Raw genomic sequence first — 14128 nt, 5'->3', positions numbered from 1 at the left:
AATCATCGAACACTGGCCTGAGTCAGCTCAGAACACCCAGACGCCGTACGCCTGCAGCGCTTCCACGACCGGCTGGTAGAAGCTGGTGCAGGTGCCGCCCTGCATGCCGGAGACCAGACCCTTTGCGGTGCCGCCGTCGAAGACCGCGCCACCGCTGTCGCCGCCCTGCACGCACAACCCCGCCTGCACCAGACCGAACACGGCGCCCTGCGGGTAGTTCACGGTCACGTTGACCGCGTTGATCGTCGCGCAGGTCGTCCCGGTTCGCCAGCCGCTCTTGCACACGAACTGGCCGACGAAGTTGTTCGCGGCACCGGTGATGTCCTGCGCCCCGCCCGTGTACAGCACCACGTCGCCGTCCTGGGTCAGGTTGCCGTCGTTGAAGATGAGGCCGTAGTCGTCGCCGGGGAAGTTGGCTCCCACCGACGGGCCGAAGTACTTGTTGTTGTTGCCGTTGAGCCAGGTCGGGATCCCAGCCGTGCAGTGTCCCGCGGTGACCGCGTAACCGCCCGTGGTGTTGAACCCCAGCGAGCACCAGTCCTGTGTGGTGTCCGCCCTGGCGATCGGATGCCCGCCCTTGATCGTGGTGGTCAGCTCGCCGCCCACGTGCTCGACACGCACCGCCGTGCCGAACTCCTTGGCGGCCGCCACCAGCCGCTCGGTGTCGCGGGCCGCCGCGGTGATGGTGACCACGATCTGGTTCGCGGCAACGTCGGTGGCGACCGCGGTGTTCGGCACCGAGGCGGCCGTGAGCTCGCGGTGCGCCGCCGCCAACTCCGCGTCGGTGTGCGCGACCAGCTTGGCCCTTGCGCCCGCCGCGGTGACGGTCCCGGCCGCTCGCGCGTCGGTCACGTTGACCACCACCGTGCCGCTGGACTGGTCCAGCCAGAAGCCGGCCGCCGCCGAGCCCAACTCGCCGACCAGGCGCTCGCCGAGCGCGGTGATTCCGGCCTGGGCGGCTAACCTGGCCCTGGCCACCTCCGGCCGCAGACCCTGTTCCGCGGCAAGGGCTTCGGTGGCCAGGCCGGCGAGCTCCGGCGCGAAACCCGCCGGCCCGGCCCCCTCCGCGCCCGCTTGACCGGTCGCGGCCGGTGTCGCCAGCAGCACGCTCGCCGCGGCGGCGATCGTCACCGTCAGCTTCGTCCTCCATCTGGACATGCCAAACCTCCCTCGTTTTGGCCAGACCGGCGACCCCGGCCGGGCACAGGCCAGGGTCTCGACGGGGAAGGGTTGGCGAGTATGGGGGAAATCCCTACCCGACGCCTCAGCTGAGTCGGTAGATGCCGAGGCCGTAGGTAGCGGCGGTGAGCACGGTCGTGCTGCCGGTGTCAGTGGCTTCGAGGTCGGAGATGGGGACGAGGGGCAGGCCGGTGCCGGGTGTGGTCCAGGTGGCTCCGTTGTCCGTGGTGAGGAATGCGCCGACGTCGGTCGCGGCGTAGAGGCGCGTGCGGTCGCGGGGATCGAGGACGAGGTCGTTGACCGGGGCGTCGGGGAGGTTGCCGGAGATGTCCTGCCAGGACGATCCGCCGTTGCTGGTCCGGAAGACGTGGGCGGCGGGATCGCCGTTGCGGAAGCCGGAGACGGACACGTAGGCGAGGTTGGCGTCGGTGGGGTCGACGGTGACGTGGGTGATCCAGCGGGTGGGCAGGCCGGCGGTGATCTCGGTCCAGGTGCCGCCGGTGTTGCGGGTGATCCACATCCGGCCGTCGTCGGTGCCGACGTAGATGGTGGCCGGGCTGATGCGGGCCGCGGCGTGCGTGGTGATGGTGCCGAAGGGGTAGCCGTCGATGCCGCCGGGGCCGCGCGAGAGGTCCGGGCTGATCGCGGTCCAGGTGGCGGCGGAGTTGGTTGAGCGGTTGAGCCGGTTGCCGGCGTAGTACATGATCGCCGGGTTGGACGGGTCGAAGGCGACCGGGGTGAGCCAGTTGCGCCGGTCGGAGGTGGTGGCGCCGAATGCGGTCATCGTGTTGCCGCCGTCGGTCGACCGGCGGCACGAACCGTTCTGGGAACAGGCGTAGATCTTGTTCTGGTTGGTCGGGTCGATCAGGTTCATCAACCCGTCGCCGCCGAGGATGCTGTTCCAGTTGCTGCCGCCCCACGAGCGGACCGAGCCGTTGTCCTGCAGGCCGCCGCTGATCCGTGAAGTGTCCTGTTTGGACACAGCGACGGTGTAGAACTGGAGGTGTGCCTGGGAGGTGGACTTGGTCCAGGCTCCGGTGAGCGAGCCGTTGGCCGTGGAGCGGTAGACGCCGCCGTCGTTGCCGAGGTAGACCCGGTTGGCGGTCAACGGATCCCAGGCCATGGCGTGCTGGTCGGCGTGGAACAACGAGGAGCGCCGCCAGTTCGCGCCGGCGTCGAGGGACTCGACCATGTTCACGCCGGCCACGAACACGTGGCTGGCGTTGGCCGGGTCCACCCAGATCCGGCCGAACCACCAGCCGAACGTGGACTGTGCCGAGGACACCAGGGAGGTGTTGGTGAGCCGGGTCCAGGTGTCGCCTGCGTTGGTGGAGGTCCAGAAGCCGACGAAGTCGCCGGAGGTGTCGGATGCGATGGCGTAGAGGCGGTTGGGGTTGCTTCTGGCGACCGCGATCCCCATCCGGCCGAGGTTGGTGCCGGCCGCGGGCAGGCCGCCGGCCAGGCGGGTCCAGCTGGTCCCGCCGTTGGTGCTGCGGTAGATCCCGGAGCCGGTCCCGCCGTACACCCGGCCGTTGGGCTGGCGCTGGTGGTCCCACATGGCGGCATAGATCCGGTTGGGATCGGTCGGGCTGATCGCGACGTCGACCGCTCCGGTGGTGCCGTTGGCCCCGGCGAGCACGAGTTGCCAGGTGCTGCCGCCGTCGGTGGTCCGGTAGAGGCCGCGCTGCCCGCCCGGCACGAACAGGTTGCCGGCGGCCGCGACGAACAACCGGTTGGCATTGCCGGGATCCGCCGCGATCCGGCCGATCCGGTCGGTGCCGGTCAGGCCGACCGACTGCCAGCTGGCGCCGTTGTCGGCGGAGCGGAAGACGCCCGCGCCGGGGAAGGTCACGCTGCCGCCGCCCGGGTTCGCCTCGCCGGTGCCGGCGTACAGGGTGCCGGTGGAAGTGATCGCCAGCGCCCCGATCGACGGGGTCAGGGTCGGGTTCCAGGTGGTGGTGAAGGTGGTCGCGGCGTCGGTGCTCTTCCACACGCCGCCGGTCGCGGCGCCGGCGAACACGAGGTTGGGCTGGGTCGGATGGACGACCAGGTCGGTGACCCGGCCACCGATGTTCGCCGGCCCGAGCTGTTGCCAGGCGGCCTGGATGCCGGGCGCGGCCGCAATAGCGGCGGCGGTGCCGCGCGCGGCGGTCGCCATGGCGCTGATGTTCAGGGACGGGAACGGGTACAGGCGTTGGGCGGCGAGCCAGCCGTCGGCGCCCGCCGGCCCGGCCAATCCCTCGGCTTCGGGCTCGGGCCCGCCGAACGCCGACTCCGTGCCGGTCGGGACGGTGGCGCCCGGGATGCTCGCGGTGACGGCAAGCAGCAGGGCCAAAGCGGTCAAACCGCCGAATTTCGCCATAAACTCCCATGCTAACCACGAAGTTCTCGGCCAACACCTACCTTTCAGCCCATTTCCCAAGGTTATGGGCCCGATCGATGTCCGGGTCGAGGACATGGTGGAGTGCGGTTGGGTTGTCGGCACCGCGACCTGGGTGCGGCGCTCGGGGCCGTCCGCGGGCCGTTCGAGTCATGGGCGCGGTGCGGGCTATTCGGGGTCGGCGCTCTGGTCGAACAGGTGGATGGCGTTGCCGGCGGGGTCGAGGAAGGTGCCGCCGCGGCCGCCGGGGACGTCGATGATCTCGCCGACCCACTTGAGATCCGGGTGGTCGGCCGCGAACCGGTCCAGCGAGTCGACGCCGAAGAAGGCGCCGGGAGCCGACTCGGGGCCCGCGCCGGTCGGGAGGTCCAGCATGAGCTGAACCTCGGTGCCCGGCAGGGCGAACGCGACCGTCGAGTCGCCCTCCCGCCACGCCTCGTCGAATCCGAGCTTGCGGTAGAAGTCCACCGACTCCTTGAGGTCCTTCACCGGCTGGTACACGAAGGTCAGCTTCATGTGGACGAACGTAAACGGATTACGTTCGGCCGTCAATGGGTTATGGTCACGTCGATGCGTGAGTGGATTCCGGTTCCGGGTACGGCGAAGGCACGGCTGGTCGAGGCCGCGGTGCACCAGTTCGAGGTGGCCGGCTACGAGGCGGTCAACGTGGTGGAGCTGGCGGCAAAGGCGAGCGTCACCACCGGCGCGCTGTACCACCACTTCGGTTCCAAGCTCGGGCTTTACCTCCTCGTCCGCGACGAGATGGAGAAGCGGATCGTCGAGCGGATGGCCGGCGCGGCCGCGGCCGCCGGGTCGCGTGGGCGGCCGGCGGTTCGGGCCGCGCTGCTGGTGGCGTTCGACGCGGCCGTACGGTTCGGTGTCTGCCGCATCCTCGGCGAACCGCCGCCGGTCGAGCGGGACGACCCGGTCCGGGCCGAACTGCTCCCGCTGTTGCCGAAGCGGTTGGCGCCCGCGGCCGCCATGCTCGCCGCGGCCTGGCGATCGGCACTGCTCGCGGTCGCCGGCGGCACGCCATCACCGTCGGCCCGGGCGTCGCTGTCGTACCTGCTCGACCCGGATGGCGGCCCGTGACGGTTATTCCGCGGCTTCGTCGGCACGATCTTCCGCCACTTCCCGACCAAGCGGGAACTGCTCGGCGCCATCATGAAGACGCTGCTGGACCGGCTCACCGGCCGAGCCACGGAGTTGGCCGCGGCCGGCGACGCGGCGCAGGCGCTGTTCGCCTTCTTCGCCGACACCGTGACCCAGGCGGCCCAGCACCGAGCCGTGGTCGACCTGCTGGCCGATGGCGGCGACACCATCGACATCGCCCAGTCCGTCCGCGCCTTCCGGACCCAGATCGTCGATCTCCGCGCCGGCGCCCAGCAGGCCGGCACCATCCGCGCCGATGCCCAACCGGACGAGGTGATCGCGCTGCTGGCCAGCATCTGCCATGCCGCCCTGCACCCGACCTGGACGCCGGACCTCCAGCACCGCACCCGCATCGTCATCTTCGACGGCCTGCGCGCGCCCCGGACCGACCGGTGACCCCGGCCGGTTGGCGGTATCGTCCGGACGCGACGTTCATCGACCGACCGAGGGATGCCATGGCTGCCGCGGATGAGGAACTGCTGGCCACGCTCGTCGAGCAGGAGGAGCGGCTGCGGTTTCGCCGGTTCGACAACGAGACGGCACTGGCCTTGGGAGCGCAGCTGCTTGCCGCGGCCCGGGAGCGGGGGCTGCCGGTCACCATCTCCGTGCGGCGCAACGGGCAACGCCTGTTCCACGCGGCGCTGCCCGGCACGTCGGCGGACAACGATGCGTGGATCGAGCGCAAGAGCCGGGTGGTGGACCGGTTCGGCCACAGCTCGTATCTCGTCGGCACCCAGTTTCGGGTGCAGGGCGGCACGTTCGAGGAGGGCGCGCGGCTCGATCCGGACCGGTACGCCGCGCACGGCGGGGTGTTTCCGGTGATCGTGTCCGACGTCGGTCCGATCGGGACGGTCGGCGTCTCCGGCCTGCCGCAGGCAGAGGACCACGCCTTCGTGGTCGAGGAGCTGGAGAAGTTCCTGACCGCCTCGAACCGGTAACGGAACCGGCTTACCGGGCGCGGCGCTTGGCGGCACCGGCGACGGCGGCCGCGCCGATCAACAGCACCAGCAGGGTGAGTGACCAGCGGCGCTGCTCGTGCGCGCCGGGACCGGGCCCCGCGATCGGTGCCGGCGTGGCCGCCTGCCGTTGCGGGCGGGGCCGGGTGGTCGTCGCGGTCGTCGTGGTCGTCGTGGTCGTCGTGGTCGGCGTGGGTGCCGTGGTGACCAGGGCCGGCGGTGCGGTGGTGCGGATGGCCGGCCGGGGCGGCGGCACCGGCTGGGCCGGAACCGGGGGCGGGATCGTCGGCGCGGGTGGTGCCGGTGGCCGCGTGGATGTGGTGGTCGGGTTGGTTGTGGGCGCCGGTGGCGGTGGCGGCTGGGGTGGCGGCGGCTGGGGCGGCGGGTGCGGCTCGTGCTTCGGGCACGGCGGCAGTAGCGGCGGCAACGGCAGGAGGCCGCACAGGATCGGGATTGGCGGCAACAGCTGGTCCGTACAAATATCGTAATCACATTCCGCTGCGGTTTCGGCGGCGGCCGGTGCGGGCAAAGTCAGAAAATACCCCGAAATAACCGTTGTCAATGTCAGGAATATTCGCGGAACGTATTTCCTCCGTGCCGCTGGTGCGGATGTCATCTTGGGCCCGATCCGTGTGCTCGACTGTTCCAAGTATTCACAATCCACCGTAGCGCGTGTTCTAATGGTCGGCCAGAAAGAGGTGGGTGGGGCATGAACATCTATGTCGCCGGAGCCCTGTGGGTGCTCGGCGTCGCGGCCGTCACGGCTGTCCTGACGATTCTGGTTCGACGCTTCAGCAAAGGAGACGAAAACGCCGCTGAGGGGATCGGTGGGGTGTTCACCATCGTGGCCGGCGTGCAGGCGGTGCTCATGGCGTTCGTGCTGATTTCCCTGTTCGATACGGTGGGCTCGGCCCGGTCCGGCTCGTTCACCGAGGCGAATGCATTGGTCGGCGTCTACTGGGCCGGCGATTCCCTACCGGAGCCGGCCCGAACCCAGATTCAGGAGCTGACCAGGTCGTACACCAACACGGTGATCGAACAGGAATGGCCGAGCATGCGCGAGGGTGAGCCGGTGGCCACGGCCGGCTGGGACCAACTCGAGCGGATCCGGGTGACGATCGACTCGGCGCCGACCGAGAACGACTGGCAGTCGGACCGCAAAACCGAGGCGGCGAGCCAGTTGTGGACGGTGTACGAGGCCCGTCAGTCCCGGCTGGGCGCGGCCGGCGAAAGCGGCGTCAGCGCCGTCTTGTGGATCACCCTGCTGGTGGGCAGCCTGCTGACCATCGCCCTGCCGTACCTGTTCTACGTGCCCAAGCTCCATGTCCACATCGTGATGATCGCCGTGCTCACCGGAACGATCACCCTGCTGCTGTTCTCGATATACCAGCTGCAGAACCCGTTCGGCGGCGGCGCCCCGGTCGACCCGGACGCGTTCACCGCGGCGAGTGGCCAGATGCACGGACTCGCGACCTGACCACGCACCGCGCCACGAAAGGAGCCGCAGATGCCGCTGGATACCCTCAGCCTGCTGCGCGACGGTCTGCCCGAGGGGGAACCGCGCCGGGTCGTGATCGTCGGCGCCGGAATGGCCGGCCTCACCGCGGGTCTGCTGCTGAAGGACGCCGGCCACGAGGTCACCATCCTGGAAGGGCAGAACCGGCTCGGCGGCCGCATCCTCACCTACCGCGGCTTCGCCGGGGACATGTACGGCGAGTTCGGGGCGATGCGGTTCCCGGTGCAGCATCCGATGGTCCAGTGGTTGATTCGGGACAAGTTCACGCTGGCGACCAGCCCTTTTCCCATGTACGACGAGGACACGTTCATCTACCTGCAGGGCAAGGGGGTGCGGCGCAGCGAGTTCGACGCCGGCCGGTTCGATTTCGATCTGCTGCCAGGCGAGGCCGACCGGGAACCGCACCAGTTGCTCAAGGACACCATGGCCCCGCTGATCGAGGTCATGCGGCAGGACGACGAGGCGGCGTTCGAGCGCCTGCTCGCCGACTACGACCGGTACTCGTTGTTGAGCTATCTCAAGGAGCGCGGGCTGTCCGACGGCGCGCTGGAGATCCTCGGCCCGCTGTTCAACATGGAGGGCCGCTATCATTTCTCACTGGTCGAATGGTTCCTGCACTTCTACGAGGACGTGTTCGGCGACCTGATGTACATTGTGGACGGAGCCGACTCGCTGCCCCGGGCCTTCGAGCCGTACCTGATGGACGACATCAGGCTGGGCGCCCAGGTGCACGCCATCACCCAGGACGAGGGTGCCGTGACGGTGCACTACCGGGCCGGGCGCGCCTCGATGTCCGTCACGGCCGACGAGTGCATCGTGACCGTGCCGCTGGCCAGCCTGCGGCACATGGAGATTCAGGGCCTCGACCCGCAGAAGTGGTACGCGATCCGCAACTCCTACTACGGGCGGGCGCACAAGCTGTTCATGCAGTTCAGCGAGCGCTGGTGGGAGACCAGGTACGGCATCACCACCGGCCTCACCGTCACCGACCTGGCGATCCGCAACGTCGTCTATCCGCCCGCCGGGCAGGACCGGCGGATCGCCAAGGGTGTGCTGATCGCGTCCTACTGCTGGGAGCAGGACAGCATGCCCTACACGCCACTGGCCGAGGAGGAGTGCGTCGCCCAGGCGTTGCAGGATCTCTGCAAGATCCACCCCGAGGCCCAGGACACGTTCGAGTTCGGCGTGTACAAGGACTGGGCGCTGGACTGGTTCGCCTGCGGCATCGGCCCGCTGTTCCGGCCGTACGAGATGAGCGAGGGGTTCTACTCGGATGTCATCCGGCCGGTGCACCGGGTGTGGTTCGCCAACGACGCCTGCGACCGGCGGCACCGTCGGTGGGTCGAGGGCGCGTTGAAGGCGGCGGTCAAGAACGCCTACGCCATCCACACCGGTATCCGGAACGAGATGCCGTGGGAGGACTGACCGGACTTACTGAATCGGCAGGAGCACACCGCGCTCGCCGGCCGGCCGGGGGCCGTGGATGCGGCGGTCACCTTGTGCGATGGCGATATCGTTGATGCTCGCCTCGCGCCGGGACATCAGGCCCTCGTCGGTGAACTCCCACAGCTCGTTGCCGTAGCTGCGCCAGTACCGGCCCTCCCGGTCATGGCACTCGTACTGGAAGCGCACCGCGATGCGGTTGCCGCGGCAGGCCCACAGTTCCTTGCGCAGCGCGTAGTCCAGCTCGCGCTCCCACTTGCGCTGGAGAAACTCCACGATCATCGCGCGGCCGGTGATGAACTCGTCGCGGTTGCGCCACACCGAGTCCTCCGTGTAAGCCAGGGCCACCCGCTGCGGATCGCGGGTGTTCCAGGCATCCTCGGCCGCCTGCACCTTCTGCAGCGCGGTCTCCTCGGTGAACGGCGGCAATGGCGGTCGCGGGCTCACGTCATCTCCTCGGGCGAGCGGGCTTTCGGTTCAGCCCGAGTATGACGTGAGCCCAACGACCTCGTTACGCCCGGGAACATTGAGGCAAGCCTCGGGCCACCAACGCAACCTCAGGGGCACCGTGACGCAACCCAGCCACAATCAATCCGTCAACCGCACCACCAGCTGGAACGCAACAACCGCATAAAATCCCGGAGAGGCGGAACAGCGAGGCGGTTAAGCGCAGGTCGGGGTCATGCCGGTGCCGGTTCCGGTGCCCTGGAAGCCGAACTCGGTCGACTGACCGGCGGCGAGGTCGCCGTTGAAGCTGGCGTTGCCGAACTGCACCGTGCCGGTGGTGCCGGTGCGGGTCGAGTTCCAGTTGTTGGTGACGGCGGCGCCGGCCGGCAGCGTCATGGCGACCGTCCAGCCGGTGATCGGCGCGGAGCCGGCGGTAACCCGGACCGTGGCGACGAAGCCGCCGGTCCACTGGTTGATCGACACCGATGCCGTGCAGCCGCCGGGCGGCGGGTTCTGGGTGGTGGTTGTTGTCGTGGTCGTCGTGGTCGTCGTGGTGGTGGTGGTGATCGGGCCGTCGGACAGGGTCGGGGTCTGCCAGTCCCGCCACTGCGCCAGATTTCCGGCCTTCCGGCTGGAGATCCGTATCGCGCCGGCCGCGTTGCCGGTCCGCAGCAGGAACTTCTGGATGCTCTGCTGCAGCGGGGTCCGCCACTCGGGCCGCACGGCGCAGTGGGTGCCGTCCTGGACGTCCGACCAGTAGGTGATGTTGTCGATCGCGCCGAGCGCCCGGTAGACCTCGGCTCCGCCGAGCGCGGCCACGCTGCCGGACCTGGCGGCCAGCCAGTCGATGTGCGGGTTGTCCATGATGAACAGCCCGCGCGGCGCGATCAGGCCCACGGTTTCGTGCGTGTCCACCGGCAGGTTGTTCGGGTTGCCGGTGAACGAGCCGAACGCGTCGCCCAGCCACGGCTGCTCGCCGTAGGCGCTGCTCAGCGGTTGGGCGCCGCTCTCCCCGGGAATTCCGCGGAGGATGGGTGCGCCGGCGCTGCCCGACTCGATCGGCATGGTCAGGGCGATGCGCTGGTCGAACGCGCCGATCACGAAGGCGCCCTTGCCGTACCGGGAGCAGCCGGTGACGCCGGTCGCGTCCGCACGCAGGATGTTGCCGCCCGACCGCTCGATCACGTCGATGATCCGGCTGACCCCCCAGGCCCAGGCGACCAGCAGTCCGGTGCTGCTCGACGAGCCGTAGATGCTGTAGAACGCGCCCTGCTTGTTGTTCCGCGGCGTGCCCTCACGGCCCACCGCGAGCGGGTCGTAGTTGATCACCGCGGCGCCGGAGGCCCGGATGGTGGCGGTGTCCGCTCCGAATCCGCCGAGCACGACCACGGCCGGGAACGGGCCGGTGCCGCTGGGCAGTTGGACGCTCGCCGAGAAGCTGGCGCTGCGGCCCTGATCCGACACGTTCACCGTGATGCCGGTGCTCGACACCGTGCCCGTGACGCTCGCCGGTGCCGCGGGCTTCTGGCCGTAGACGGTCCGTTCCGCCAACTCCTTGATCTCGGCCCGCCGGCATCGCCAGTCGGCCCTTGTGGCGATCCGGGTGCCGTCCAACTTCCGGAACGGGTCGGGAAGCCGTGAGTTGGCCGGCGTGGAGCCGGGCACGGTCACCGGGCAGTTGGCGCCGTCGTCCTCGGCCGCGATGGTCACCGGGTCGTCGGCGGCCTTGGCGGGCGTGGATTTCGCCACCACCGTCACCGCCGCGGCGACCGTGAGCGCCGCTGCCGTCAGCGCCACGACCGTCGAACGGATTCTGGAGCGGCCCGAGCTGCTGATCACTATGGCTCTCCTTTCGGGCAGGACCGCGGAGAGGGCAGCGATGCCGGCTGACCTCGGGTCACCGAGGCCGGCAAGGTGTACATCAGGAGGCCGTGCTCGTGGGCTGAGCGATGTCACCGGCGCCAGGCTCAGCCGCGCCAGCTACCCCTGCAATGTTTCGGAAATATTCCGAAAGGATTCTAAATCGGTGAAGTCACCCCGTCAAGGTTCTGTGACGGTATGTGATTTCCGGCGCCCAAGTGCCTGTGTTACCACCGGTTATCGCGCAGCACCCAAGAAGTAGCGCTCGGAATGATTTCCGAAACTTTCAATGGGACACCTGCTGATGGCCGGCCACCTCGCGAGCGATGTCGATCCTGGACCGCAAGCCCAGCTTGGCCAGAATGTGCGAGACGTGGGTGCCGACGGTGCGCGGGGAGAGCACCAGGTGCTCGGCTATCGCCCGGTTGGGAAGACCCTCGGCGACCATGCGGGCGATCCGGACCTCGGTGGGGGTGAGGCTGTTCCAGCCGACCCGATCCTGCCGGTGCTTGGCCCGGGGCCCGCGCCGGATGCCGTGCCGGCGCAGCTGCGCACGCAGATGAGCCAGATCCCACCGCGCCCCGAGGCTGCCGTACAGATCGTCGGCGCGGGTGAACGCGGCCCGGGCGGGGGTCCGGTCACCGCGGCCGGCGAACGCGAGGGCCGCCGCCTCAAAGGCCTTGGCGCGCAACAGCGGGCGGGCCGCCTCGCGGTAGCGATCGGCGGCCTGCAGCAACAGTCCCGGGTCGTCGTCGAGCAGGCCGCGGCAGTAGGCATCTGCGGCGAGCCGGTGCGGAACCTGGGACCGCAGCGCCAGGCTGGCGGCCTGGGCAGCGATGTCAACGGCGGTGTCCACGGTGTTGGTGGACACCGCCAGCCGGGCCGCCTCCGGCAGCAGATCCTCCATCTCCTCCAGCTCTTCGGCGTGGTTGGTGACGCCGGCGGTGAGTACGGCGAGGGCCTCGTCCGGGGCGCCGGCGATTTCCTGGTCCAGGCTCCTGGCCAGGGTCAGGCTGGCTACCACGCGGTTGCCGATCCGCTCGGCGCTCGGCTCGGCCAGACTCAGATGTTGCCGCCCGGCCTCCGGATCGCCGCGGTGGAAGGCGATCGCGGCGGCGACCCCGCGGTCGCAGCAGGTGGCGCCGGGGTCCTTGAACTCGTCCGGCAGCACCTCCACCTCGGCCTGTGCGTCGTCCCAGCGGCCGACCTCGAACAACAGCTCGCCGAGCGCGCATTGCGCCTGCGCCAGGCGGACCAGGCTGCCGGCATGGTCGGCGCGCTGACGCACCCGCTCGGCCGCGGCGATCGCCTCGGTGTAGCGGTCCATGTCGCCGAGCGCGACCGCCTGGTTGATCTCCAGCAGCAGCCCCAGATCGGTCAGGCCAGGGTTGCTGCCGACGACCCGCAATGCCCGCTCGAACAGCGGCAGGGCGGCCCCGACGTCGCCGCGCATCACCGACACGATGATCAGCACATGCAGGGACCAACCGATCGCCCACTGGTCGCCGGCCTTCTCGGCGGTCTGCAACGCCTCGCGAGCCACCTGCCCGGCCACGCTGACCTCGCCGAGATTGCGGTGCGCCCGCGCGGTCAACACCAGCAGCCGGGCCCGCTGCCGCGCGGAGATCGACGGCACCACCAGAGCCGAGGACAACTCCTCGAGCGAATCCTCCGCTCTGCCCTCCAGCGTTCGGCACTGCGTCATCGTCCAGTGCAGGTCGACCAGCAGGTCCGGATCGGTGATCACGTTCATCGCGTTGGCGGCGACCCGTTCGGCCTCTGCGGGCTCACCGGTGCGGTGCAGCGCGTCGGCCAGCCGGCAGGCCAGCACCGCGCCCCGCTCCGTGGTCGCCGGTGATCTCGCGCTGCCTTGCCGAAGCAGCTCGATCGCCGCCTTCGGGGACTGGGCGATGAGCGTCGGGGCCGCTCCGACCAGCCAGTTGAGCAGCGTTTCGTCCAGCGGGCCGGCGCCGGGCGAGCGGACCGCGCGCAGCAGCTGCCGGGCTACCCGCAGGGTCGGTGCGCCCGCCTCGGCCAACGCGGTGGCCGCTTCGCCGTGCCAGGCCGCCCGGACCGACACCGGGATGTCGTCGTAGAGCGCCGTACGGATCAGCGGGTGCCGGAAAGACAGCGTCTCGCCGGTCTCCTCGAGCACACCTGCCGCACGGGCCTCCTCGATGGCCGGGACCAACTCGGCGATCCGGCGGCCCAGCACGATCGCCAGGTCCGAAGCCAAGAACTCGACGCCGAGCAGGGCGGCACCGCGCAGGACCGCGCGGGCCTCCCGCGGCACGAAGTCCAACCGGTGTGCGATGGCGGCCACCAGAGAGTCCGGGACGGGTCCGGCGGTCGCCTCGACGAGACCGGCGTCGGTAGTGGTCAGGCGGGTGGACCGGGTCAGGGCGTCGACGAGTTCGGTCAGGTAAAGAGGGTTCCCGGCCGCGCCGCCGGCAAGCTCGAGGAGATGGCTGCCGGGCTTGCCGTCGGCGATCGTGGCGATCAGGTCGACCACGGCGGGGTCGGGTAGGCCGTCGAGCCGGATCGTGCTGGCGTCGCCGACCGCGCGCTGCAGCGCGAGCAGCTCGTCCCGTTGGGGCACCGGCCGGGTGGTGCCGATCAGCAGCAGGGGCGAACGGTCGGCCGATCGGGCCAGCCATTCCCACACGCTGATCGTCGTCTGGTCGGCCCATTGGAGATCATCGACGATCAGGACGGTCGGGGCAGCCGAGCACAACTCGGCCATCAAGGTCAACATTTGTTCCGCGGCCGCAATGGCCGGATCGGCGCCATTGCTGATCAATTCGCCGTGCAGCAGCCGCAGGATGGTGGCCAGCCGTGGTTCTCCGGTTTCCCGGACCCGCATGGCATCCAGCAGCGGTTGTAACGGGAGGTCCTGACCAAGCTCGTCGGCCGCGGCCCGGAAGACCTGGCAACCGTGCCGCTCGGCCACTGTCGCCGCGGTTCGCGCCAGTGAGGACTTGCCAATGCCGGGCTCACCCTCGATCAGTACCGCCCGCCCGGTTCCAGAAACAAGATCCTTAATCCATTTTTCGAGTCTGTCGATCTCCGCATCGCGCCCGATAAGGGTGACGGTACCCCGCATATCTCCGACAGTACGACCTGAACCGCTCGCGAACAACGCCCAACTGGTCACCTAGTGGCATCCGTCGTTGTGCAGGCAGGGACGTTGCCGCG

The 14128-nt window shown here is 69.6% G+C and carries 12 protein-coding genes and 1 pseudogene; 5 read left to right on the top strand and 8 right to left on the bottom strand.

Annotation, left to right across the window (positions count from 1 at the left end; genetic code table 11):
* Positions 1-27 precede the first annotated feature (27 nt).
* From VFV67_RS01225 to VFV67_RS01215, 3 genes are all read right to left on the bottom strand, one after another.
* Positions 28-1158: a S1 family peptidase gene (locus tag VFV67_RS01225; protein WP_326466523.1), complete on the bottom strand. Its 1131-nt coding sequence runs from the start codon at positions 1156-1158 to the stop codon at positions 28-30.
* Between the two features lie 106 nt (positions 1159-1264).
* On the bottom strand, positions 1265-3541 hold the full coding sequence (locus VFV67_RS01220) for a WD40/YVTN/BNR-like repeat-containing protein (protein ID WP_326466522.1): 2277 nt from the start codon (positions 3539-3541) through the stop codon (positions 1265-1267).
* Positions 3542-3727: 186 nt separating this feature from the next.
* A complete protein-coding gene (locus tag VFV67_RS01215) occupies positions 3728-4075 on the bottom strand; it encodes a VOC family protein (protein ID WP_326466521.1) in 348 nt (115 codons plus the stop codon).
* Between the two features lie 54 nt (positions 4076-4129).
* Between VFV67_RS01215 and VFV67_RS01210 the strand changes: the two genes are divergently transcribed.
* From VFV67_RS01210 to VFV67_RS01200, 3 genes are all read left to right on the top strand, one after another.
* A complete protein-coding gene (locus VFV67_RS01210; protein WP_326466520.1) occupies positions 4130-4651 on the top strand; it encodes a TetR/AcrR family transcriptional regulator in 522 nt (173 codons plus the stop codon).
* A 72-nt stretch (positions 4652-4723) separates the two neighbouring features.
* Positions 4724-5107, top strand: a complete 384-nt coding sequence (locus tag VFV67_RS01205; RefSeq protein ID WP_326466518.1) for a hypothetical protein — start codon at positions 4724-4726, stop codon at positions 5105-5107.
* A gap of 59 nt (positions 5108-5166) precedes the next feature.
* Positions 5167-5649 (top strand): heme-degrading domain-containing protein, encoded by a 483-nt coding sequence (locus VFV67_RS01200; protein WP_326466517.1) that lies wholly within the window; start codon positions 5167-5169, stop codon positions 5647-5649.
* Positions 5650-5659: 10 nt separating this feature from the next.
* On the opposite strand, the gene VFV67_RS01195 is transcribed toward VFV67_RS01200, so the two are convergent.
* A complete protein-coding gene (locus VFV67_RS01195) occupies positions 5660-5923 on the bottom strand; it encodes a hypothetical protein (protein WP_326466516.1) in 264 nt (87 codons plus the stop codon).
* A gap of 453 nt (positions 5924-6376) precedes the next feature.
* Here VFV67_RS01195 and VFV67_RS01190 point away from each other — a divergent pair, with 453 nt between their 5' ends.
* Together VFV67_RS01190 and VFV67_RS01185 are read left to right on the top strand one after the other, a co-directional pair.
* Positions 6377-7144, top strand: coding sequence for a hypothetical protein (locus VFV67_RS01190; protein ID WP_326466515.1), 768 nt, complete (start codon positions 6377-6379; stop codon positions 7142-7144).
* A 30-nt stretch (positions 7145-7174) separates the two neighbouring features.
* Entirely contained in the window at positions 7175-8608 is a 1434-nt protein-coding gene (locus VFV67_RS01185) for an NAD(P)/FAD-dependent oxidoreductase (RefSeq protein ID WP_326466512.1), read from the top strand.
* A gap of 6 nt (positions 8609-8614) precedes the next feature.
* Here the strand turns inward: VFV67_RS01185 and VFV67_RS01180 are convergent, their stop codons facing one another.
* The 4 genes and pseudogenes from VFV67_RS01180 to VFV67_RS01170 all read right to left on the bottom strand — a co-directional run bounded on the left by VFV67_RS01180 (position 8615) and on the right by VFV67_RS01170 (position 14036).
* Complete coding sequence (locus VFV67_RS01180; protein ID WP_326466510.1) at positions 8615-9073, bottom strand: nuclear transport factor 2 family protein; 459 nt, start codon at positions 9071-9073, stop codon at positions 8615-8617.
* A gap of 216 nt (positions 9074-9289) precedes the next feature.
* A complete protein-coding gene (locus tag VFV67_RS36715) occupies positions 9290-9556 on the bottom strand; it encodes a cellulose binding domain-containing protein (RefSeq protein WP_414636151.1) in 267 nt (88 codons plus the stop codon).
* Between the two features lie 306 nt (positions 9557-9862).
* Positions 9863-10537 (bottom strand): annotated as a pseudogene (locus tag VFV67_RS36710) (cellulose-binding protein); the annotation flags it as partial.
* 682 nt (positions 10538-11219) lie between these two features.
* Complete coding sequence (locus VFV67_RS01170; protein WP_326466507.1) at positions 11220-14036, bottom strand: ATP-binding protein; 2817 nt, start codon at positions 14034-14036, stop codon at positions 11220-11222.
* Positions 14037-14128 lie beyond the last annotated feature (92 nt).

Source organism: Actinophytocola sp. (genome assembly GCF_035762905.1).
Classification (GTDB): Bacteria; Actinomycetota; Actinomycetes; order Mycobacteriales; family Pseudonocardiaceae; genus DASYTH01.
The sequence above is the reverse complement of the archived record's forward strand: the minus strand, read 5'-3'. Positions and strand labels throughout refer to the sequence as shown.